Origin of the sequence: Huijunlia imazamoxiresistens (genome assembly GCF_037132455.1) — a bacterium.
In the GTDB taxonomy this organism is placed as follows: domain Bacteria; phylum Bacteroidota; class Bacteroidia; order Chitinophagales; family Chitinophagaceae; genus Flavisolibacter; species Flavisolibacter imazamoxiresistens.
Genome location: NZ_JBBBEI010000001.1, coordinates 66,157 through 89,007 on the forward strand (window position 1 = coordinate 66,157; position 22,851 = coordinate 89,007).

Annotated in this window: 11 protein-coding genes; 6 read left to right on the forward strand and 5 right to left on the reverse strand. The window is 58.6% G+C overall.

Translation table 11 applies throughout. The annotated features are described in order from the left end of the window. The first annotated feature begins 117 nt into the window (after nucleotides 1–117). Complete coding sequence (locus V9K67_RS00210; protein WP_336719212.1) at nucleotides 118–1,644, forward strand: alpha-L-fucosidase; 1,527 nt, start codon at nucleotides 118–120, stop codon at nucleotides 1,642–1,644. 331 nt (nucleotides 1,645–1,975) lie between these two features. On the opposite strand, the gene V9K67_RS00215 is transcribed toward V9K67_RS00210, so the two are convergent. The 4 genes from V9K67_RS00215 to V9K67_RS00230 all read right to left on the reverse strand — a co-directional run bounded on the left by V9K67_RS00215 (nucleotide 1,976) and on the right by V9K67_RS00230 (nucleotide 12,865). Then, a complete protein-coding gene (locus V9K67_RS00215; RefSeq protein WP_336719214.1) occupies nucleotides 1,976–4,813 on the reverse strand; it encodes a glycoside hydrolase family 2 protein in 2,838 nt (945 codons plus the stop codon). Between the two features lie 12 nt (nucleotides 4,814–4,825). Continuing rightward, nucleotides 4,826–6,262, reverse strand: a complete 1,437-nt coding sequence (locus V9K67_RS00220; protein WP_336719216.1) for a glycoside hydrolase family 28 protein — start codon at nucleotides 6,260–6,262, stop codon at nucleotides 4,826–4,828. A 42-nt stretch (nucleotides 6,263–6,304) separates the two neighbouring features. Then, nucleotides 6,305–8,851: a glycosyl hydrolase 115 family protein gene (locus V9K67_RS00225; RefSeq protein ID WP_336719218.1), complete on the reverse strand. Its 2,547-nt coding sequence runs from the start codon at nucleotides 8,849–8,851 to the stop codon at nucleotides 6,305–6,307. Between the two features lie 357 nt (nucleotides 8,852–9,208). Continuing rightward, a complete protein-coding gene (locus tag V9K67_RS00230; protein ID WP_336719220.1) occupies nucleotides 9,209–12,865 on the reverse strand; it encodes a hybrid sensor histidine kinase/response regulator transcription factor in 3,657 nt (1,218 codons plus the stop codon). Between the two features lie 118 nt (nucleotides 12,866–12,983). On the opposite strand from V9K67_RS00230, the gene V9K67_RS00235 reads away from it, so the two are divergent. The 4 genes from V9K67_RS00235 (at nucleotide 12,984) to V9K67_RS00250 (ending at nucleotide 21,459) form a co-directional block, all read left to right on the forward strand. Continuing rightward, a complete protein-coding gene (locus V9K67_RS00235; protein WP_336719222.1) occupies nucleotides 12,984–14,450 on the forward strand; it encodes a pectate lyase family protein in 1,467 nt (488 codons plus the stop codon). 215 nt (nucleotides 14,451–14,665) lie between these two features. Continuing rightward, nucleotides 14,666–16,015, forward strand: coding sequence for a pectinesterase family protein (locus V9K67_RS00240; RefSeq protein ID WP_336719225.1), 1,350 nt, complete (start codon nucleotides 14,666–14,668; stop codon nucleotides 16,013–16,015). A gap of 544 nt (nucleotides 16,016–16,559) precedes the next feature. Beyond that, nucleotides 16,560–19,559, forward strand: a complete 3,000-nt coding sequence (locus V9K67_RS00245) for an SBBP repeat-containing protein (protein WP_336719228.1) — start codon at nucleotides 16,560–16,562, stop codon at nucleotides 19,557–19,559. A gap of 49 nt (nucleotides 19,560–19,608) precedes the next feature. Then, nucleotides 19,609–21,459 carry an SBBP repeat-containing protein gene (locus V9K67_RS00250; protein WP_336719231.1) on the forward strand — a complete coding sequence of 617 codons (1,851 nt, stop codon included), beginning with the start codon at nucleotides 19,609–19,611 and terminating at the stop codon, nucleotides 21,457–21,459. Between the two features lie 31 nt (nucleotides 21,460–21,490). Here the strand turns inward: V9K67_RS00250 and V9K67_RS00255 are convergent, their stop codons facing one another. After that, the gene (locus tag V9K67_RS00255) at nucleotides 21,491–21,835 is read right to left on the reverse strand and encodes a hypothetical protein (RefSeq protein ID WP_336719233.1); all 345 of its coding nucleotides are present in this window, start codon (nucleotides 21,833–21,835) and stop codon (nucleotides 21,491–21,493) included. A gap of 377 nt (nucleotides 21,836–22,212) precedes the next feature. On the opposite strand from V9K67_RS00255, the gene V9K67_RS00260 reads away from it, so the two are divergent. Continuing rightward, nucleotides 22,213–22,674: a response regulator gene (locus tag V9K67_RS00260; RefSeq protein WP_336719236.1), complete on the forward strand. Its 462-nt coding sequence runs from the start codon at nucleotides 22,213–22,215 to the stop codon at nucleotides 22,672–22,674. The last annotated feature ends 177 nt before the right edge of the window (nucleotides 22,675–22,851 follow it).

A 22,851-nucleotide genomic window follows, 5' to 3' on the forward strand; every position in this document is an offset into this window, starting at 1 on the left:
CCTGCCGCAGGGAAGATGCTGCAATTTTGCCGTGATGATCACCGGTTGACCTCCCGACCGGATCCTTGCTTCCGTATAGACTAAGCTGGCCTTTCCCTAACTTTTAATTGTCCAGAAATGAAGAAACGAAACATTCCCGCAGTACCCTTGCTGGCCGGCCTTTCCCTTTGTATGCTTTCCTCCGGGGCTTTCGCGCAAAAAGAAGCGGACCGGGTGAAGATGGAGCATGCCCAGATCGGCATCGTGGAGGATAAGACCTCCGGTTATACACATACCACCCATCCCGACGCCCGGTGGTTTCCGCAGGCAGGCCTGGGCATGTTCCTCCACTGGGGCATCTCCACCCTGAAGGAAAAAGACCTTTCCTGGCCCATGATGGCCGGCACCCAGATCGGCTGGCGGGCAGCCAACAACCGGCTGGATTCGGCCGAAGTACGGAAGATCATGGAGTCGGGGGATTATTTCGCCGGCCATGCCTGCCAAAAGGACAACAGCTGCATCACGCCCAATGAGTATTGGGCCCTGGCAAAAGACTTCCAGCCCAAAAGCTACGATCCGGAAAAATGGGTGAAGGCCGCCAAAGAGGCCGGCATGACGTACGTGGTGTTTACCACCAGGCACCATGATGGTTTTGCCCTCTGGCCGAGCGCTTACGGAAATTTCAATACAAAGAATTATATGGGCGGCCGCGATCTGGTGAAGAATTATGTCGCCGCATGCCGGAAGTACGGCCTCAAGGTGGGCCTGTATTATTCGGGCCCCGACTGGTATTTCAACCGCGACTTCCAAAGCTTTATGTACTACGGCGTCAGCCGGAGTTACCCCAATATCCCTTCCCTGGATGCGAACCTGCAGCCCCGGAAGACGGAAAAGACGGAGGCGGAAAAACAGGCGCATTATCACAAGGTGGCGGCCTATATCAAGGGCCAGGTCGAGGAGCTGCTGACCAATTACGGCCGGATCGACATGATCTGGTTTGACGGGGCGCCGGATATACCCAAAGGCCATCCCGCATGGAAGGAATGTATCAGCATGGACCGCATCCGCCAGTTGCAGCCGGGTATAATTGTCAGTCCCCGCTTTTTCGGTTATGGCGATTATAAAACCTTTGAGTCGGACAAGAATGCGCCTACCACCCTTCAGGACGGCTGGGCGGAGTTTTGCACTACCAGCACCCAATCGGGCTGGGCCTATACGCCGGCACCCATGAAGTCTTCTGCCCACCTGTTGAACTACCTTGTAAAATGCCGGTCGCTCAACACCAACATGCTGCTGAATTTCGGGCCGACCAAAGAGGGCGAATTGACCCCCGAAATGTATGACCGCTTAAACGATATTGCCGGCTGGATGAAGGTGAATGGTGCCGCCATCAGGGGCGCCAGGGCCCTGGAGGCGCCGGAAACGGCTTCGGTGCCGGCCACGGCCGCTAACCACCACCGCTACCTGTTTGTGTTGCCGAAGCAGGGCACGCCGGCAGGCGAGGAAACGGTGGTGTTCCAAACGCCGGAGGCCATCCAAGCGGTGCGCCTGCTGGGCCGCCGGGAAAAGCTTTTCTATACAGTGCAATGCGGTACGCTGACGGTGCGGGTGCCTGCGGCGGTGCGGACCCCGTTAGGCGAAGTGATCGACGTGACCCTGAAATAGCCACCGCCCCCTCCAGGAGATATATGCAAAATAAGATAAGCAACGGACAGGCCGCCTGTTTTTACAGGGGGCCTTTTTAGGGAATGGCTATCCCGGACCTATACATATTTCGCCCCATATAAAGTCTTTTTTCACCCTCCCGAACCTCAAATGCGGGATACTTTTATATGGTGAAAGGCAAACCCGCAGAGGGGGGAGCATACGACTCCTGAACAGCCTTTTCCATGTTCCCTTTAAGCAGTTAGTTTTGGAATACCCCCGGTTTCTACCGGGGGTTATGTATTTGTTGGCCGCCACATCCGGGTCCCGGACAGTCCGGACGCGGCGGTGCTTACCGGGGCAGTTTATAGGCCGGAGCGGAGGTTTCTGGCGAGCCGAAGTAAAAGTAGAGCGTTCGCTTGACCGGGCCGTCCAGGGTATTTTGCGCGCTGGAGGGCCCCAGTCCCCGCACCTGGCCGTTGCTGAGGCCCATTTTGGAGCCCACCGGGGGGATGCGGTCCAGGAAGGAAATGTCCCCATCGGGCAGCTCGGGGTGGGGCTTCTGGAAGTTGATGGCATAGAAGTCGAACAGCCGCACAAACAGGTCCTTGTCGGGGGAGGCGACGGTAAACTTGCCCTCAAGGGTTTGCAGCTCCATCCAGGCAACTTCGGAAAAATAGCCCTTGAATTCGGGGTAGAGCCAGGGAGCGCTGCCGGTATGCGAAGTATTGTTGTGGCCCTGGTGCACGTCCAGGGTCACGCCCTGCAGGCGGTTCTTCCACACCCGGTTCGGGCCCTTGCCCAGCCAGGTGGCGCCCAGCACCATGCCTTCGGGATAGCTGAAGCTCAGGCCGGCAAACGGAAAGGTTCCCTTCAAGGAATATTCATAGCTCATTTCCAGCCAGCCGGAGGGCTGCATTTTCCAGTGTACAAATTTCAGGTCGCCGCTATAGGCGGCTTCCACCACGTAGGCATCCCCTTCGGGATAATGTTTCAGGCCGGTAAAGGCCGCCTTTCCGCTCACCAGCACCGGACCGTTGCCTAAGGACAGTTTCGCGCTTTTTTCATTTTCAACGCCCACCAGCTGGCCGGTCCGTTTGTGAAAGCTGACCGAAATACCATTGGCCCTCACCGTGAGCAAGCTGTCGGTATCAGTGGCGGCTGTTGCCGCCTTTTTAGCATCGGGCCGCAGCATTCCTTCCAGCAGTTGTGCATTGGATTTGATGGCCCACACCCAGCGGCAGATTTCATTCTTTTGCGGGTCGTAAGCGGTGAGCGCCAGCGCATCGTGTTGGTTCCAGCCGGCAGGCAGCGAAAGCTGCACGACGCCAGTGGCCAGCGGGGCCAGGCTGGGCGCCACGGCTTCCCCTTTTTGCATTGCCGTATGGCCGGCATGTCCTTCCTGCTGTTTGCGGAAGTTCAGGAGCTCCCAATGAAAGCTGCACTGGCTTAAATTGGTAAAATGGTAGCGGTTCTCCACCGGGATGGCGCCGTTGAAATCTTTTGGCAATTCTTTCAGGGTAATGTGCACCGGTGCATAGATCTCGCGGATGGCATGAAAGCTGCCTTCCTTTTCTCGGTGCGGTCCCAGGACGCCATCGGCGGCATTGACGCCGTTCACGTCCAGCATATTGTTCCAGTCGGTCCTCATAATTCCTTCGTCGGCCAGGTTCCAGATAAAGCCCCCGGCGCCTTTTTTCGAGTTCCAGTGCAGCTCCCAGAAATCGGCCAGGCCGGCGGCTCCGCCGCCATCGTTCATGGCATGGAGGAACTCGGTAGGCATATAGAGGTTGGTGTCGGCGACGATCTTTTGCGTGCTGTAATAATCCTCGTAGTGGTTGCAGTCGATGCCATTGATGGCGTTGCCCGGTTTATGATGGGCATGGATCACGGTGCGATGGGAAAGGTCGTACTTTGCGAAATCATCATCCAGCTGAAAGTTGTGGCCGCCTTCATTGCCGTTGCTCCAGAAAAGGATGGAGGGGTGGTTGGCGTCGCGCTGCACCATTTCCCGCAAAAGGAGTTCGCCGGCCTTCGTGCTGTAGGCTTTCTGCCAACCCGCCAGTTCGTCGATGACATACAGTCCCAGCGAATCGCATACACGCAAAAAATTCTGGTCGGGCGGGTAGTGGGAGCAGCGGACCGCGTTCATGTTCATTTCCTTGATTAGTTGCACATCCAGCAGGTCGGCCTGCGGGTAGGTGGCGCGGCCGTACTCGGGCCAGAAAACGTGGCGGTTCACGCCCTTGATCTTGATCTTGACGCCGTTCACGTAGATGCCGTCCTGCTTCCGTACCTCGATGGTGCGGAACCCGAATTTGTCGGAGGTTTCGAAAACGGTACGGCCATTGTTTCTCAGAAACACCCGTACGCTATACAGGTTGGGGGTTTCTGCGGTCCAGAGACGCGGGCTGCTAACGGTGGTGGCCAGGTGCACCACGGAATCGCTTCCGGTGGTTTTCGCTCCTGCCCGGCCCACCACGGAGCCTTTTGCATCCCGCAGTTCGGCCACCACTTCCCGGCCGGCAATGGGACGGGGCAGGTGGACGTTCATACGGAACGAGCCGTCGGCCTTGGCATCGATAGCCGTCCAGCCAATGTGTTCCCGGGGCACTGCTTCCAAATAAACAGGGCGGAAGATGCCGCCAAAAATCCAGTAATCGGCCAGCCGTTCGGCCCGGTTGACCGAGGTGTCGGCCGACCATTTGCTGACGGTCACTTCCAGTAAATTGGACTGCCCGAATTTGAGTTGGTCGTTGATGGGGTAGCGAAAGCGGTAAAAGGAGCCCCGGTGCACCGGCCCTGCCAGTTGGCCGTTGATCTTTACTTCGGTATCGGTCATCGAACCCTCGAATACGATCGACACCTCTTTCTGTTTCCAGCCTGCAGGCACCTCGAAGCGGTATTTGTAAAACCCCTGCTCCTGTTCGTAGCGGAAGTTTTTGCCGAAGGAAACATCGTCGCGACCGTAGTTGTAGCCGCCGAATCCGTGTTGTTCCCAGTGCGACGGTACGGGTATGGTGGTCCAGAAGCCGCTTTTGCGGCCGCCAGTGGCCCAGAAATCCCAGGTTTTGGTGTGCTGCACATCGCTGCCGGACAGGTATTGAATTTCTTTGGTGGATGGGGCTTGTCCCAGGGCGCCGGACGCCGCCAGCAGGAAGCTGGTGCAGGCGCCGATTATTTTTTTCAAAAGCATAAACCGTTAGTTGTTTTGGAGTGAAGCGGGCAGGGCGAATTTTTTGCCGTTGATGGTGACGTTTTTGATGCGCATGTCTTTTACATGGTCGATGCGTACCGGGGTTTCGACCCCGTTGATGGTGCAGTTCACGAGCTTCAGGTGCTGCACCGGCGAGGCTTTGTAGGCATGGACATGCACGGCATAGGCGCCGCCGTCGGCCACCTCCAGGTTTTCCACCCAGATATTGCGGATGGCGGGCACGTGGTTGCCGGGGTTTTCGTAAAACATATCGCAGGTAATGGCCGCATCCTTATACTGGCCTACCTTGATGTTCTTTAAAAATATATTTTCGATGATACCTCCCCGTGAGGAACTGGTTTTGATGCGGAGCACCCGGTCAAGCTCGGGGCTGTCCATGCGGCAGTTGATCGCATAGATATTGCGGGCGCCGCCGGCGATCTCGCTGCCGATGACCACCCCGCCATGGCCGTCCTTCATGTCGCAGCCTTCGATGATGTGGTTTTCCGCCGGCCGTCCGTACCCGCGGCCGTCCTCGTCGCGGCCCGATTTGATGGCGATGCAGTCATCGCCCGTATCGAAATAGCAGTCCTTGATCAGCACGTTTTTGCAGGCGTCGGGGTCGCAGCCGTCGGTATTGGGTCCCGGCGATTCCACGTGTACTTTTTCTATGGTGACATTCTCGCACATCACGGGGCTGATGAACCACATGGGGGAGTTGATCATCTTTACGCCCTGGATCAGGATGTTTTTGCAGTTGTACGGCTGCAGCATATAAGGGCGCAGGTAGAAGCCGTTGCCAAAGATCCGCTGGCGGGGATCCACCCGGTTGCGCATCAGCACGTGCAGCGAATCGCGGGCCGGCTGCTGGGAGGGCATGCCCTGCTTCCAGCCGTATTGCGCCCGGCCCTTCCATGGCCACCAGTGTTGCTTGTCGGCATTGCCGTCGAGGGTGCCCTTGCCGGTGATGGCGATATTCTGTTCGTCATAAGCATAGACCTGGGGCGAGTAGTTCATGCAGTCCATGCCTTCCCAGCGGGTGAGCACCAGCGGGTAGTCTTTCGGGTCGCGGCTGAAAACGATGGTGGCCCCTTCCTGCAGGTGCAGGTTGACCCCGCTTTCCAGGTAAATGGGGCCGGTCAGGTAGTTGCCTGCCGGCACCACCACCCGGCCGCCGCCGGCGGCGCTGCAGGTCTCGATGGCTTTTTTAAACGCTTCGGTGTTTTTAGTGACGCCATCATTTATAGCGCCGAAGCTCGTAACCACATAATCCTTGTTGGGGAATACCGGCGCTTTGATCTGCCTGCGTACCTGCGCCAGCTCCTTCATGGGCTGTTGGGAAGAGGTCCATACTTTTGTCTGTGCCTGGGACGTGCCTGCCCACAGGAGCAGCAGGAGCGTGGCCATCCAGGGCATGGCCGCCCCTCGTTTTGTTGTGTTCATGTTCAATGAAAATTAATGGATTGCAATGAATATTCCGGTTGCTTATTCGGCCGCCACATCGAGCCGGCTGAAGGCCAGCCCGGTATCGAGCAGGTACACGCGGAGGATTTGCGGATCGCCGGCACGTATTTGGAGGGGCACAGTCCCTTCTGAATAGCCGCGGAGCAGGTTGGCTTTCCATACCCGGTCCTCTTCGGGGTGGGCGACGTTGACAAACTGCAGCGGCCCGTTGTCGACCGATACGGCCAGCCCGAGTTTTCGTCCCTTGTGGATCGCCTGGGTGGGCAGGCATTTCAGCGAGAGCCGGTAGGTGCCGGCCGGTAAAGAAACCTTATACTCCACGTAGGGCGCTTTGCCCGCTTCCTCGTTCGTAAACGAGGCACCGGTAAAGGGGTAGCGGGAGATGCTGGTCCCGTTCAAACCCAATCCCGTGAGTGCGGCAATCCGTTCGCCTTTAGTTTCATGTTTGGCAAAAAAGCCTGTAGCCGGAAGGGAAACGATACCCGGTTTCAGGGCAGCAGCCACGCTGGTGGTATCCAAGTAGCGGCGGTCGTAAACTTTCGGGCTGCGCAGCGAATCTTCCAGGATTTCGGGGGCGGCCACTTCGGGCATGCCGTAGACCGACAGGTTGCGGGGCTTATAGGTAATGATGCCGTTCCATTTGCCCCCCTCGATGCCGGTATTGTAGTGGGCCGTCAGTGCCCGGATCCGGTCGAAGGCGTTTTTGGCTTTTTGCGAAAGATCGACCGCCAGCGGGCGGTCGCCGGCAGGTACCTCGCGGCTCATTTGGGCAAAGAGGATTTTTTGGTTCATCAGGGCGGCGCCTTTTGCCGGGTATTCCACCAGTTCAAAGAAAGCGTTTTTCAGGCGTTCCGGCAGCCGGGCTTTGACGGCCTCCACCTGCTCCAGCAGCCGGTCATAAGCCGCCAGGCGTTCCCGGCGCGAGGCGCTGTCGAAGCGCAGGATACCCATATGTTCGGGCTTTCCCTGCTGCGCCAGCCGGTAATATTCGCTTTTGAGGGCGGCAATGGGGGCGGCCAGTTCTTTGCCAAAGGTTTGCTCCGCCCAGTGGCGGGCATAGGTATGGGCCTTTTCGGGCGTCCACAGGTTAATGTTCCAGGCCAGGTCCAGGAAGAACTGGGTTTCCAGTTCGGCCGGTTTCAGGTCGCCTACGTTCACTACCCAAAAACGGTTGGCGCCGAACTGGTAGCCCTTGGTCATTTCGTACGAAATCAGCGCGGGGGAGGTGGTGGACAGCCAGAGGTAGTCGTGCGGGCCGCCCAGGTAGGACAGGTGGTAGTAGATGCCGCTGGCACCGCTGCGTTTTTGTTCCGCGGGGGTGGAAAGCTGTCGGATGTAGCCGAAGTTATCGTCCGTCCATACCAGGGTCACGTCCTCCGGCACTTTCAGTCTGCCCTGGTAAAGCCCAAGGACTTCCTTGTAGGGGCAAAAGATCTGGAGGGCGTTGGTAGGGCCTCCAAAATAGCGCTGGAAGAGGCCGCGCTGGTCCTGGATGATGGTCTCGGTCAGGGCGATCTTTCCTTCCCGCGTGGTGGGGCCTACGATGGTGCCGTCGCGGACGCCCCGCATGCCCACGGTGTACATGGCTTCGTAGTTTTTGGCGGCGGCCACCCGGTCTTCCCAATATTTATAAATCTGCGTTTTGTTGGAGTCGTACCGGTACGTACCCGGTTGAACGCCGTATTCATGCTCAAAATTTTTCTGCCATTCGAAGGTATTGCTGCGGAGCATCATGTCGCAATGGGTGGACCCGATGACAATCGCATATTGGTCGGCGACCTTGGGGTTGTCGGGATAATACCAAAAAGCCTTGGTGCTGTCGTGCATGGCCGGCCAGATGACGTTGGCGCGGAGGCGGAGCAGCAGCTCGAACAGGTGGGCATAGGTCTTCGGGCCCATGTCCCGGATGGCGGTATCCATATTTTTGCGGGCCCAGGGGTTCAGGCCCCAGTCCTCGTCGTTGATAAAGAGGCCGCGGTATTTTACCGAAGGTTCCGCTGAAGAGAAGGTGCCGGGGCGCACGTACAGGGCTTTTCTTTTTTGGGGGAGCACGTCGGCCCACCATACCCAGGGCGACACCCCGGCCCGCCGTGAAAGCTCGAACAGGCCGTAGGCCGTTCCGCGCCGGTCGCTGCCGGCAATGACCAGCGCCTGTTGCACCCCTTTCAGGGGGGTGTTGATCGTGCTGAGGGTGAAGGTCTCCCATTTACCCTTAATTTTTGAAACGTCCAGTTTTTTAGCTCGTATCAATCCGTCGATAGTAGGCGACTGGCCGATGGTGCCGGCAATGACCAGGCTGCCTTTATATTGTTTCAGGTCCGTGATCACTTTCGGCCGGGTGCCGGTCACCAGCGCGATATCCCCTGCCAGGGCGTTGGCGGCAATGCGGACCACCGCCGCATCGGAGGCATCCACCAAAATAGTCGGGGCAGCGTTTTGTCCGGCCAGCGGAAAGGTGCCCGCTGTAGGTTTGTCAAGTATGGTTAGTGCCCCCATTGTTGCTTTTTGGGCAGGAAGGGCATGAGTTAAAAACAGGAAGCCCAGGAGCAGGCAGGTCCATTTCTTCATATGGCGATCTATTGTTTTTAGTGGTTTGATTTCATTTTTCCGGTGGAGGAAGGAGCGACGAAGCTAACATGGATCCGGCCGGCAGGGCCGTTCAATCGTACCAAAAAACCGACTGATTGTTACATTTTGGGTAATGTAACATTTTGTTGGTATGTTGATTGTCAGGTGGTTAGGTGGCGTAAAACCTCTCCCCCGCCACGCCGGGGGCGTGGCACCCCCTCCCCACCTAGGGAGGGGGATCGTAGCTTCGCGGGAGAAGTGCTTGTAAGACTGAAACAAAAGTTGGCCTAACCCAAAGGCCTTGTTTACTGCTAGTTTTTCGCCTTTTAGACTGTACTCCCGCGAAGCCACGCTGCTTCACCCCTCCCTATGTGGGGAGGGGTCGGGCTCGCCACCGGCGAGACCGGGGGAGAGGTTCTGGCTGTACTTCTTGGGCGTCTGGCCGAACTGTTTTTGAAATACCCGGCCGAAGCTGGTGCCATCCGAATAGCCGACCAGATAAGCCACCTCGGACACCGAATGCTGCCCCGCCAGCAGCAGTTCCGCAGCTTTGTTGAGGCGGATGGTGGTTACAAAGTCGTGGACGGTCTGGTTGGTCAGGGCCTTGATCTTGCGGTAGAGCTGCGTCCGGCTGAGGAACAGCTGGCTCGCCAGCCATTCCACGCTAAAATCTTCCCGGGACATGTGCGCTTCGATCAGGGCGGTGGCTTTGCCCAGAAAAGCTTTGTCCCCCTCGTTCGTTCCCACCAGGCGGGGGTTGAAGCCGGTGGACTTGTCCCAAAGCTGCCGCAGCCGCACCCGCGATTCAATGAGGTTCTTTACCCGCACCAGCAGCAGGGCCGAACTAAATGGTTTGACAATGTAGTCGTCCGCCCCGGACACATAGCCTTCGTAGACATCGGAGGGGCGGGCCGTGAGCAGGATCACGGGGATATGGCTGGTCTTTTCGTCGGTCTTCAGTTTTTTGCACAGCTCCAGCCCGTTCATCTGCGGCATCATCACGTCGCTGATGACCAGGTCGGGTACTATCTCCAGGGCTTTTTCCCAGCCCTCCGCGCCGTGGACGGCTTCCACCACCTGGTAAGGCGGGGCCAGGTTCATTTTCAGGTAGCTTCGGACATCGTCGTTGTCTTCCACCACCAGCACCACCGTAGGTTCGGCGCCGGCTTCGGGTGGGGGGAGGGGAGACGTAGCAGCTTCCGGGACAGCCTCGGGTGGGGAGACGGGCGCCCCTGTGGGTGCCAGGTTACGGAAGGTGACCCTAAAGCAGGCGCCCCGGCCGGTTTCGTTGTGTACGGTAACGGCGCCCTGGTGCAGGGCCGCCAGTTCCCGGACAAGAGATAAGCCTACACCCGTGCCTTCGGGACTTCGGTCTTTCTTTTCGGCCTGGTAGAAGGGTTCGAATATTTTGTCGATAGCTCCCGGGGGAACGCCCGGGCCGTTGTCGGTCACCGACAGGACGGCCCCTTCCCCATCTTCCGCGGAAGCACCCAGGGTCACATGGATGCGGCCGCCTTCGGGGGTGAACTTGAACGCGTTGGACAAGAGGTTGTACAGGATCTTGTCCACCACGTCGGGGTCAAAGCCAAAGGACCATTCGGGGAAATCGGGCTCGAAGGCCAGGTCGATATGCCGTTGGCCGGCCTGGTAGGAAAAGGCGGCCAGGGTCTGGCGCACAAAAGCTACCAGGTCCTGCCGGCTCACCTGGAGGGGGCGGCTGCCCGATTCCAGCTTGCGCAGGTCGAGGAACTGGTTGATCAGGTGGAGCAGCCGGCGGGCATTGCGGTGCATGACGCCATAATATTCCTGTACCCGGCCGGCGGACAGGCTGCCGGACCGCAGTGCTTCCAGGGGATCGAGGATAAGGGTCAGGGGCGTCCGGAACTCATGGGAGACATGGGTGAAAAAGCTTGTTTTGAGCTGTTGCACCTCCTGGGCTTTTTCGGCCTTCAGGCGCTCGGCCAGCAACTGGCGGTGGTAGTGCTCGCGGGCCTGCAGCAGCCGCCAGGCGGCATACAGGGCCAGCAAGGCCAGCAGCGTATAAGCCGCATATGCCCACCCGCTGCGCCACCAGGGCGGGAGCACGGTAATGTCCAGGGTGGCGGGCTCCGGGTTCCAGACCCCGTCGCTGTTGGAGGCTTTGACCAGGAAACGGTAGCGGCCGGCCGGAAGGTTGGCGTACGTGGCGATCCGACGGGAGGCGTCTGTCGTGATCCAGTTCTTGTCCTGCCCTTCGAGCTTGTAGGCGTACTGGTTCTTTTCGGGACTGCTAAAATGCAGCGCCGCGAATTCAATCGAAAAGCTGCGGTCCTCGTGGGAAAGGGTCAGTTGTTTTGCCAGGTGGAGGGGCCCCTGCAACAGCACCCGGCCGTTGACCTTTTGCCCGGCGGCCACCGGTTCGTTCAGCACCTGCAGCTCGGTCAGCACCACCCGGGGCAGGTAGGGATTGTCGCGGACTTCTCCCGGATCAAACGAAACAAAGCCGTTCATGCTGCCAAAATACAGCCTGCCCGTGGCCCCATCCCGGTAGCCGGAGCCGTCCAGGAACTCGAATTGCCCCCTGCCTTCCTTTACGGTATAATTTCTACAAACGCCCGTTTGGATATCGAGCTTCGACAACCCTTTCTTGTGGCTGATCCAGATATGGCCCTGCCGGTCGGCCAGGAGCTTGGCGATGTACTGGTCGGCCAGGCCGTCTTTTTTCGAAAAAACCCGGAGGGCGCCGGACCGGGGGTCGATGCGGCACAAGCCGTCGGCCGTGCCTGCCCATATGTTTCCTCTTTCGTCTTCGGTCACCGAATACACCCGTTCGTCGGGCAATACGGGGTGGGCACCGTCGCCCCGGAAGTGAAGGGTGTCGGTCCAGGCGTGGGTCTGCGGATCGCGCTTCAGCTGGACGAGGCCGGAATATTCCGTGCCGATCCACAGGTTCTTTTTCGAATCAAAGAACAGGCAGCCCGCCCCCGACCGGGTAAAATAGGGGTGGAGCGGCTGCGGGGTAAACGTGCCGGTGGTGCGGTCGTACCGGAGGAGGCCGTTGAGGGTGCCGAACCAGACGGACCGGTCCGCCGGGTCCTCGGCTATGGCGAAAAACCGGGAGTAGGCGGTGTCGCCGTCTTTGGGAAAATAACGGGTGATCTTTTGGGTGCCCCCCTCGTAGCGGTCCAGCCCGTTGCGGTAGCCGATCCAGAGGTCGCCCTGGCTGTCCCGGTACAGGCTGCGGACCTGCCCCCCCGCGGGCCCGGAGGGTAACTTTGTTGCTTTTTGGGTTGGGGCGCTTACATACGCCAGTCCCTCGTCCTGGGTGCCCAGCCAGGTGCCCCCGGCATCGGCAGCCAGGGCCCGGACGGGGGTGTTGCTTTGGCCGTTCGGTTGGGGTGCATAAACATGGAAGGGTTGGGCGTTGCGGTCGGCCTTGTTGACGCCCCCGCTGACGGTGCCCAACCACAGGATGCCGTCAGCGGAGGCGTACACGCAGTTGACGTTCGGATCATTGAGGCCGCCCGGGCGGACGGCCGGCGGGGCAAAAACGATATGCTCCCGGGAGGGCGACAGCTGGAAGGGCCCGATCTGCCGGCGAAGGTCTTCCGCCAGCTGTTGAAAGGGCAGCAGGTTGCGCAGGCGGTCGGTGGAGTCGCGCAGGGCGGGCGGCAGCTGCGCCGGCCGGAAGCGGGTAAAATTGTCGGTTTCGTAATTGTACCGGCAGATATAGGAGTTAAAGGTGGCGACCCAGAGGGTGCCGGAAGGGTCTTTATAAATGTAGTGGATCCGGTTGTTGGCCAGCGAGGTGGTGTCGCCGGGGATGCTGCGGTACACTTTGAAGCGGTAGCCGTCGTAGCGGCACAGCCCGTTCCAGGTGCCCATCCACATAAAGCCGTACTTGTCTTTGGTGATGCTGCGCACCGTGCTCTGGGGCAGACCGTCCTTAACCGTCAGGTAGTCGAAGGAAAGGGATTGGGCCCTTCCCTCCGGGCATGCCACCAGCAGGAGCAACATCAGGGCAAGTATCTTCAAAAATGGGGGCATGTGCGCTGCAAGATACCGAACCGGATGAAAATTGAACCTTTCCCGTCAAAATTTGAACGTGTGGTTGCACTACTCCTTTTAGGTTTGTGCCCTGATGAAAATTGCCATGAAAAAATTAATGCTGCTTTGCCTGCTGGTAGGGGCCCGTTGCCTGCCGGTGTGGAGCCAGACGCCGGCCTTCCCCGGCGCCGAGGGCGGAGGAATGTACACCACCGGTGGCCGCGGGGGACCGGTTTATTACATTACCCGCCTGGACGATAAGTCCGAAGGCAACCCCGCCACCCGCGAGGGGTCCCTGCGCTGGTGCCTCGAGCAGGCCGGAAAGCGGATCATCCTTTTTAAAGTAAGCGGCACCATCTGGCTGGACCGGCCGCTGCGGATCCATAACGGCGACGTGACCATCGCCGGCCAGTCGGCCCCCGGCGACGGCATCTGCCTGGCCGGTCACCCGGTCAGCGTCGACGCCGACAACGTCATCGTCCGCTACCTGAGGGTGCGCATGGGCGATGCCCGGATCGATCCGCGGGAAGCCGACGGCGCCGACGCCTTCAGCGGCCGCCAGCATAAAAACATCGTGATCGACCATTGCTCCATCAGCTGGAGCCTGGACGAATGTTCCTCCTTTTACGACAACGAAAATTTTACCATGCAGTGGTGCCTGATCTCGGAAAGCCTCCGGCTGTCGGGGCATTCGAAAGGCCCCCACGGCTACGGCGCCATCTGGGGCGGGGTCAACGCTACCTTCCACCACAACCTGCTGGCGCACCACGACAGCCGCACGCCCCGCTTCGGCCCGGGCGTGAAGCATGCCGGCCACGACACCACCGATGTGCGCAACAATGTTTTTTATAACTGGAACGGGAACGGCTGTTATGGCGGCGAAGCCATGCACATCAGCCTGGTGAATAATTACTACAAGCCGGGGCCGGCTACGGGTGAAATGATCGCCCAGCGCATCGTGGCCCTGAATGCCAATGCCGGCACCCATGGTTTTGAGCGGATCAAGGATGTCTGGGGACGGTATTACGTTTCGGGCAACCTGCTGCCCCACAACAAAAAGGTCTCGGCCGACAACTGGCTGGGCGTGCAGCTGAAAGATGGGAAACAAGCCGAAGAGATCAAATTGCTCCAGCCCATAACCGTCGGGAAGATCCACACGCAGCCGGCCGCCACGGCTTATGAAAAAGTGCTGCAATGGGTGGGTTGCTCCCGGGTGCGGGACGCCGTGGACCAGCGCATCATCCGGGAAACGAAAACGGGTACGGCCCCATTTAAGGGATTGAGCAAATACAACGGCGAAGGGGGCTCCTGGAAAAGCCTTCAGTACCCGCGGCCGGGGATCCTCGACTCCCAATCCGACCTGGATCCGCATACCGGCGGCAGCTGGTCGGCCTGGCCCGAACTGAAAAGCGCCCCGGCCCCGGCAGATACCAATGGCGACGGAATCCCCGACGGCTGGCTGGAACGCCATTACCCGGGCAAAAAGGCCACCGACCGGAATGCGGAAGGATACACCTATGTGGAGGTTTACCTGAACAGCCTGGTGGCCCACATCACCCGACAACAACGCTAATCCTCCGGATCCATCTGTGCCTGTTCCGCCTATCGCCTGGTCACGTACCCCGGAATTGTATTCCGGGTAAGTTCAGGCCAACCTAAAAGGCCACAACAGGTCGACGTGTCCTTGCCCGGAATGCAATTCCGGGGTACGTGATCAGGCCGTTTTAGAAAACAAGTCACGACATAACAATTCCCCCTACTTCACTTTATTCGAAACAATAGAAGACCATGCTCCAGCCTAAAAAAATTGCTCTTTATTCCTTGCTGCTGTTGCCGTACACCCTGATGGCAAAAGCAGGTTTTTCCAAACAGCGCCTTGACGCTGCTCCTTATGCAGATTCTACAAGGCAGGTTTTCCATGCCATCGTCGATAAAAAAGGCACCGGCAATTACACCACCCTCCAGCAGGCCATCGACCGGGCGCCGGCCGGAAGAACAACGCCCTGGCTCATTTTTATCAAGAACGGCCGCTACGAAGAACTGGTGCGCATCCCGGCCAACAAGCCCTTCCTCCACCTGATCGGGCAGGACCGCGACTCGGTAGTCATTACTTTTAAAATCAATTGCGCCAACCCCGAGAACCCGAAGGATGCGGGAAAAGAATTTTCCAAAAAGAAGTGGAACCAGTCCGATTGCGCCACCGTCACGGCGGAGGCCCCGGACTTTTATGCCGAAAACATTTCCTTTGAGAACGCCTGGGGCGTGGAGGCGCAAAGCGGTCCGCAGGCCCTGGCTCTGAAGACCAATAACGACCGCTTCGCCTTTTATCATTGCAGGTTCCGGTCGTTCCAGGATACCTGGATGACCAGCACCAAAGGCATCAACGACCGCACCTATGCTTCCGACTGCTGGATCGAGGGGGCCGTGGATTATTTCTACGGAGGCGGCAATGCCTGGGTGGAGCACAGCACCCTGTACAACGTCCGCAGCGGGTCGGTGATCGTGGCGCCCAGCCACCGCGAGGGAACGAAATGGGGCTATGTGTTCGACCATTGCACCGTGGACGGCAACACCGCCGCCGCCGACGGCCGCGTCAAGCTGGGACGCCCCTGGCACCACCAGCCGGTGGCCGTTTTCCTGAACACCACCATGAAGATCAACCCCCACCGCGAGGGCTGGACCGATATGGGACCCGCTGCCAAACTGTTTGCGGAATACAACAGCCGCAAGGAAGATGGCCAGCCGGTGGACCTGGCCCAGCGCCGCACCTGGTACCAGCAAAGCCAGGGCGAAGGCGGCCGGCGCATCGACGGGCTAAAGGCGGAGCTGTCCGCCACCGAAGCGGCCGCCTATACCTACGAACAGGTGACCGGCGGGGAGGATCACTGGAACCCGCGCGCCTATTTTGTGCCCGTGCCCCAGCCGGCGCAGCTGCGGCTGGCCGCAAAAAAGTTGACCTGGAAGGCCGCCCCCAAAGCCATCGGTTACGTGGTGTATCGCGACAAGGAAGTTGTTGGGTTTACGGCCGTCCCTTCTTTTCAACTGCCGAAAAGGGCAAAAGGAAAGGGCGTGTATACGGTGCAGGGCATCAACCCCTACGGCAGCCTGGGCGCCCTGTCGGCAGGCGTTGTATGGTAATGCATTTCCTGAAAACCCTGGAAAGGGAACAGAAAAGCCAGGGGCCCCGGGATCGGGGCCCCCTTTTTCTTTGGGCCAGATAGCGTGCCGGTATGCCGGAAAAGTTTTGTACCTTTCTGAATAAATCCTCACCAGAAGCTCCGGATCAGAATCGGCATCGGTATTTTCTACAAATGGTCAGGCCTTTCTTCCTGTTTATTGACGCTGCTTGTCCTGTAAGGCCTGGGTGGTTTTTCTTCTCTGTTCGTGATTTAGTTCTCCTTGCATGAGGTTTTCCTGCCCTTTACCTGAGGTACCCGTAAAACAGCACAACCAAAATCGTACGGTCATGAAAAAAAAGCCACTATGCCGAAAGTCCCTGCCGTTACTCCTGCAGCGGTTTGCTCCGGGCTGTATGTAGTTTCCCTCCATATCAGTATGTAAGCTGACGAAGCTAAATGTTCCCGCCAGGGCCGTCGTGTGCCCGCCCTTCCAAAACTGCCCCCCCCTTCCGGCCGCCTTTGTGAAAACGGAGTCACCAATTGCATCACCAAAAACTAATGTTATGACACATGCTCCTCTCTGCAGGATAGCAGTGCTCCTGGCAGCCCTCCTGCTCCTTCCACCTCTTTGTTTTTCCCAGGTTAGCCGTGAATGGGTCAAAAGGTATAAGCCCACCGGCGGCTTTTCCGCCGATGTCGCTTCCGCCCTGGCCGTGGACGGCTCGGGCAACGTACTCGTGACCGGCTGGCAGGAAGCCAGCGAAAAAGGGCTGGACTTTACCACCGTAAAATATGACAAGGACGGCAGCCAGAAATGGCTGAAACAGTACAACGGCCCCGGCAATGGCGATGACAAGGCCATGGCGGTGGTCCTCGATGGTTCCGGCAATGTGTACGTCACCGGAAGCAGCCCGGGCAGCGGCACCGGCGCCGACTTTGCCACCCTGAAATACGGCAGCGACGGATCGCTGAAATGGACCAAACGCTACGATGGTCCCCTCCATGGCGATGATGCACCGGTGGCCGTGGCGGTGGACGGCTCGGGCAACGTGTATGTTAGCGGCATCAGCCCGGGCACGGCCAGCGGCGAGGACTATACCACCCTCAAATACGACGCCGCGGGCAACCTGCTCTGGACCGCCCGCTACGATGGGCCGGGCAATGCCGACGACCAGCCGACAGCCCTGGCGGTAGACGCTTCGGGCAACGTATACGTTACCGGCAGAAGCAAGGGGCCGGTCAGCGATGACAGGGACGACTTTGATTATGCCACCGTAAAATACAATGCGGCCGGGGCCGAGCAATGGGTACGGCGGCACGACGCCTTCAGCGGTCCTTATTTTTATTCGGATCACCACAAGGATGAGGCCAACGCCCTTTGCCTGGATGCGTCCGGCAACGTGTATGTTACCGGGAGGGTCACCACCACTATTGACGAAGATGACGGCGCCCACTACGACAACGTGACCATCAAGTACAATGCGGCCGGCACGGTGCAATGGCTGGCCACCTTTGGCGGCGGCAGCCATACCAACGCCTTTGCCATAGCCGCAGACCCGTCCAATAACGTATACATCACCGGGTACAGCGGCCACGACGAAGATGTTAACATCGCGACCATAAAATACAATGCCACCGGCGTGCAGCAGTGGGCCGCCTCCTATTCCGCGAGTGAATTTGACCAGGGAAGGGATATCGCCATCGATGCCGGCGGCAACGTGCTGGTTACCGGCCAGAGCTTCGGCGGCTTCCTATTTTCCCTGCTCGACTACGTTACCCTTAAGTACACCAGCGCCGGCGTGCAAACCTGGGTGAAACAATACAACGGGCCGGCCAATGAACGCGATCAGGCCAACGCCATCGGGCTGGACGCCTCGGGCAATGTGTACATTACGGGCTTTAGCCCGGGCAGCGGCACCAGCACCGACTTTGCCACCCTCAAGTACAGTTCCTCCGGATCGCAGCAGTGGGTGAAACGGCTGAACGGACTGGCAAACGGTAATGACCAGGCGGCGGCCCTGGCGGTAAATGGTTCCGGAAAGGTGTATGTGACCGGGCAGGGAGCCGGCAGCTCCAGCCCCCTGGACTACCATACCATCAAGCTGAATGAGGACGGCAGCCGGTCGTGGGAAAAAACCTATAACGGCCCGAATAATCACCTGGATGCCGCCAGCGCCCTGGCGGTGGACGGCTCCGGCAATATCTATGTCACCGGGTACAGCCACGTCAATGTCAACGATGTGGATTTTGCCACCATAAAATACGGAAGCGATGGCAGCCAGAAATGGGCCAAGCGCTACAACGGCCCCGGCACGTATACGGATAAGGCAACGGCCCTGGCTGTAGACGCTTCCGGCAACGCGTATGTGACCGGGGACAGCTATGGTGCGAACGGTAACCTGGACTATGCCATCCTAAAGTACAACTCCTCCGGCACGCAGCAGTGGCTGCAGCGCTATGACGGCGACGGCCACTCGAACGATCATGCCACTGCCATAGCCATGGACGCCAACCATGTGTATGTTACCGGTTGGGGCGAGGCCTTCGGAACGACCGCCGGCGATATCGCCACCCTCAAATTCGACAAGAACGGCTCTATGGTCTGGGCCAGGAGGTACAACGGCACCGAAAACGGGCACGATATCGCTTCCGCCGTGGCGGTGGACGCCTCGGGCAACGTGTATGTGACCGGCAGGAGCCCGGGCACCGGTTCCATCGAGGACTATCTTACCATCAAATACAATGCGGCGGGAATAGAACAATGGGTGGCCCGCTACAACGGCGACGGCAACGGTTTCGATGAAGCTACCGACGTGGCCGTGGACGGCTCCGGGAATGTGTACGTTACCGGCGTGAGCGTGGGCAGCGGCGATTCGGATGAAGAGGAAGATGTTACCACCGTAAAATACAATGCCGCCGGCGTGCAGCAGTGGGCGGTCCGCTACGACCACGGCTTCTACGACAAGGGCAATGCCCTGGTGCTGGACGGGGCCGGCAACATCTATGTGACCGGCCAAAGCGATAATGTCATCTTTGAGAACAGCGACTACGTCACCGTCAAGTACAATGCCGCCGGCGTGCAGCAATGGGCCGACCGGTTCAACGGTACGGGCGATGCGGATGATGCCGCCACCTCCATAGCGGTGGACCAGCAGGGCAAGGTGTATGTAACGGGTGTCAGCGCCGGCCTGGGTACTGGTAACGATTACCTGACCATTAAATACAGCCAGGCCACCGCCGCCATAACGCGGGAAACGCCCGGTCTTCCCGAGTCCATGTACGCAGCACCTGCCCGCCTGCTCCTCGGTCATTTTCCCAACCCGGTGGCGGCCACCGCCCGCATCCGCTACCAGCTGCCCATCGACGGACAGGTGTCGCTGCAGCTCTATGATGAATTGGGAAGGCTGGTATTCACGCTGGTGGAGGCACCGGCAAAAAAAGGCGCCTACACCCAGGACCTGGAAGCCTCCCAGCTCTCCCGGGGCGTTTATTATTACCGCCTCCGGCTGAAGTCCGGAAAGGAACTGTGGGAACAGACCAATAAAATGATCGTGGAACGGTAAGGCATAAACGAAAAACTCCATCATTTTACACCCTAAAACCAACAGCAAGATGAATCCTCCAATCGTTAAGAAAACGGGACTGCTGGTGCTCCTTATGTTGCTGGCTTTCGCGGCCTGGAACCAGTTCCCTTCAGCCTGGGTGGCCCGGTTTGCCGGCCCCGCCCATTACAACGACCTGGCCGCCGACATAGCGGTGGATGCGTCCGGCAATGTATATGTAACCGGCCAGAGCTGGGAATATGCCACGCCCGGTGACCCCAATACCCTCAACAGCGACTATTTAACCCTGAAGTATGATGCCGATGGTACTAAACTTTGGGAAGCCCGGTACCGGGGGCCCGGTAACGTACAGGATTATCCCAGCGCTATAGCCGTGGACGCTTCCGGGAACGTGTATGTTACGGGCAGCAGCAGCACCCTCACCAAGGGCGAGGACTATATTACCGTAAAATACAATGCCGGTGGCGTGCAGCAATGGGAGGCGCGGTATGACAGCCTGAGTACGGACCAGGCGGTGGCACTGGCGGTGGACGCCTCCGGGAATGTGTATGTTTCCGGATACAGCCAGGGGCCGGGGTTTGTCGAGGGCTTTCCCACCCTGCGGTATGATTACCTCACCCTTAAATACGATACCGACGGTAACCGGCTATGGGTGCGGCGCTACAACGGTCCGGGGGCCGAAGAAGATGTCGTACGGGCGCTGGCGCTGGACGACTGGGGCAATGTATATGTTACCGGGGAAAGCTATGGCGGCCTGGCGGTCAACACCGACTTTGCCACCATCAAGTATGACACCGACGGCAACCAGCTGTGGGTGGCCCGGTACAACAACAGTGCGGTGAACGGCTTCGATGGCGCGTTGGCCCTGGCCGTGGACGGCTCCGGGTATGCTTATGTAACCGGCGTCAGCTATGGCGGCAGCGCCACGAATATTGATTACGCTACCGTAAAATACGGGGCCAACGGCGTGCAGCAGTGGGTGGCCCGGTACGACGGGCGGGCCCACTTTGGCGAGGAAGCCCGGGCCATCGGGGTGGACGCCGCGGGCAATGTTTATGTGACCGGCTCCAGCGTGGTGGGTGATGACGTAGACTCCGATGAAATCGACTTTGCCACCGTCAAGTACAATGCCGCCGGGGTGCAGCAGTGGGCCAAACGGTACAACGGCCCCGCAGGCGGGATGGACCGTGCGGTGGCCCTGGCCCTGGACGGGGCCGGAAACGTGTATGTGACGGGGAAGAGCTCCAGCACGGCGGGAGAGGGGCCTGCCGACTTTGCCACCGTCCGCTACAGTCCCAAAGGCGGGGAACAGTGGGTGGCCCGGTACAACGGCCCCAACAATGATACGGATGAGCCAATCGCGATGGCCGTGGACGGCCCGGGGAATGTTTATGTCACCGGCATGAGCACGGTGGCCGGAAGCGATATGGATTATGCTACCCTTAAATACGGGGCGTTAAAGGCCTGTTGGAAGGACAAGGTGCTGGTCTGCCACCAGGGAAAGACCGTTTGCACAGCGATCAGCAGCCTGATGAGCCATATCGGTCATGGAGATAAACCGGGGGCCTGTGGGGGCGGAACCCCTTGTGGCATGGGGCCCATTGCCGATGAGGACAATGAAAGCGACAGCCGGTTTACCCTGGAGCATGTACCCAACCCGGTGGCGGACAGGGTCCGCATCCGGTACGAGCTGCCTTTTGGCGGACAGGTGACCTTGAAACTTTATGATGAATTGGGCAGGGAGGTGAGGACCCTGAAGAACGGGCACCTCGAAGCAGGGGTGTACAGCACCGATGCCGATGCCACCCGCCTGAGGAAAGGAGTATATTATTACCGGATCACGCTGCAGGCGGGAATAAAGATCCTGAGCCGGACGGGGCAAATGACCGTGGTTCGATAAGGCAACTGCCCGGGAGCCGGCGGCTCCCGGTTTAGTTCAGATTGGTGAACGGAAGAAACTGGTGCGGGTCCAGGGAAAAGCGGTCGTCCAGGCTGACTTCCGACTCGCCCAGCTGGAGGTGAAACAGGGAGGGGCCCCGGTGGATGTTCCACAGCACCAGTTTTTTGCCAAAGCCCGACCGTTGCATAACCTCCGGGATCAGCTCGTCCAGCAGGCCGTTCCAGCAGGCTTCTTCCAGGCGGTCTTCTTCGGAATAATAACCTCTTTTATCGACAGCGTCTTTTTCGAACAATTCCCTGTGGCTCAGGGTGGTGGACGTTACAAAGATGATTTCCTGTTGTCTGTTGATTTCCTGTTGTCTGTTTTCGGCTTTCATAATCTACATTTTTTAGGATGATGACTTTCTACCAGCGACATGTACCGGAGCTTGGGATAAGAGACCTGTAAAGTCCGGTGAGGTTTACAATCAGGCGGTTAATTGTCTTTCTAAGATACTGAGGTCCGAAAAGGTTTGGAAGGGGGTATCGGCGAACAGGCGCTTTTGGGGGATGAACCCCGATTTTGGAAAGTAAACGGGGTGAAAAAGCAGGGGAAACAGGGGCCTTTCCCGGCAGGGAATCCCCCTGAAAAATTTTTTTTTATTTTTTTAGGGGTCGGGACCTCGTCAATCGTCTTAATAGAAAGCTGACGGAAATGTCAGGTTTTTATAATTAAAAAGGAACACCATTTTCAGAGCCCAGAACGAAAGCGCCGATGCTACAGAACGCAAACACGATACTGATTATTGACCAGGATGAGGAAGATTGCCAGTTTTTCCGGGAAGCCCTCGCCGAAGTCGCCCCCGGTATCGAAGTGATTTGCCTGGATGGAGAAGAAGCGCTTTGGGCTGATCCCGAATCGGTTCGTCCGTTCCTGATCTTCGCCGCCTACCGGTCGTCCGGGACGGGCAGCATCGAATGGGTAGAGCAGCTCGCCAACCACCCGGTTTACGGTTCCGTACCGGTGGTGCTCTGGAGCACCGGCTGCCTGGAGCCCTGCCAGAAAGCAGCTTACGGCGCCGGCGTCCGGATGTATATGGAAAAACCCTGGGAAATGGAGCTGTGGAACGATAGGGTGCGCAGCGTGCTGGCCCAATTTCCCCGGCTCTCCTCCGGTTTTAAGAAAGTGGACCTTTCCTGCCGGGCTTCGCGGGTCCCGGCCCTGCAGGTCGCCTGAGCCGGCAATAAGAAGAATATTTTCATAAGTTTCTCATAAGCAGTTAGTTTTGGTTACGCCCCCTGTTTCTACAGGGGGCTATTTTTTTACCTGGAAGCAAGCCCCGGGATTTCGGCAGCTGGTCCGAAAATCCATATTATCCCTGACAATTAAATCAGTAAATTCACTGGGGAATTA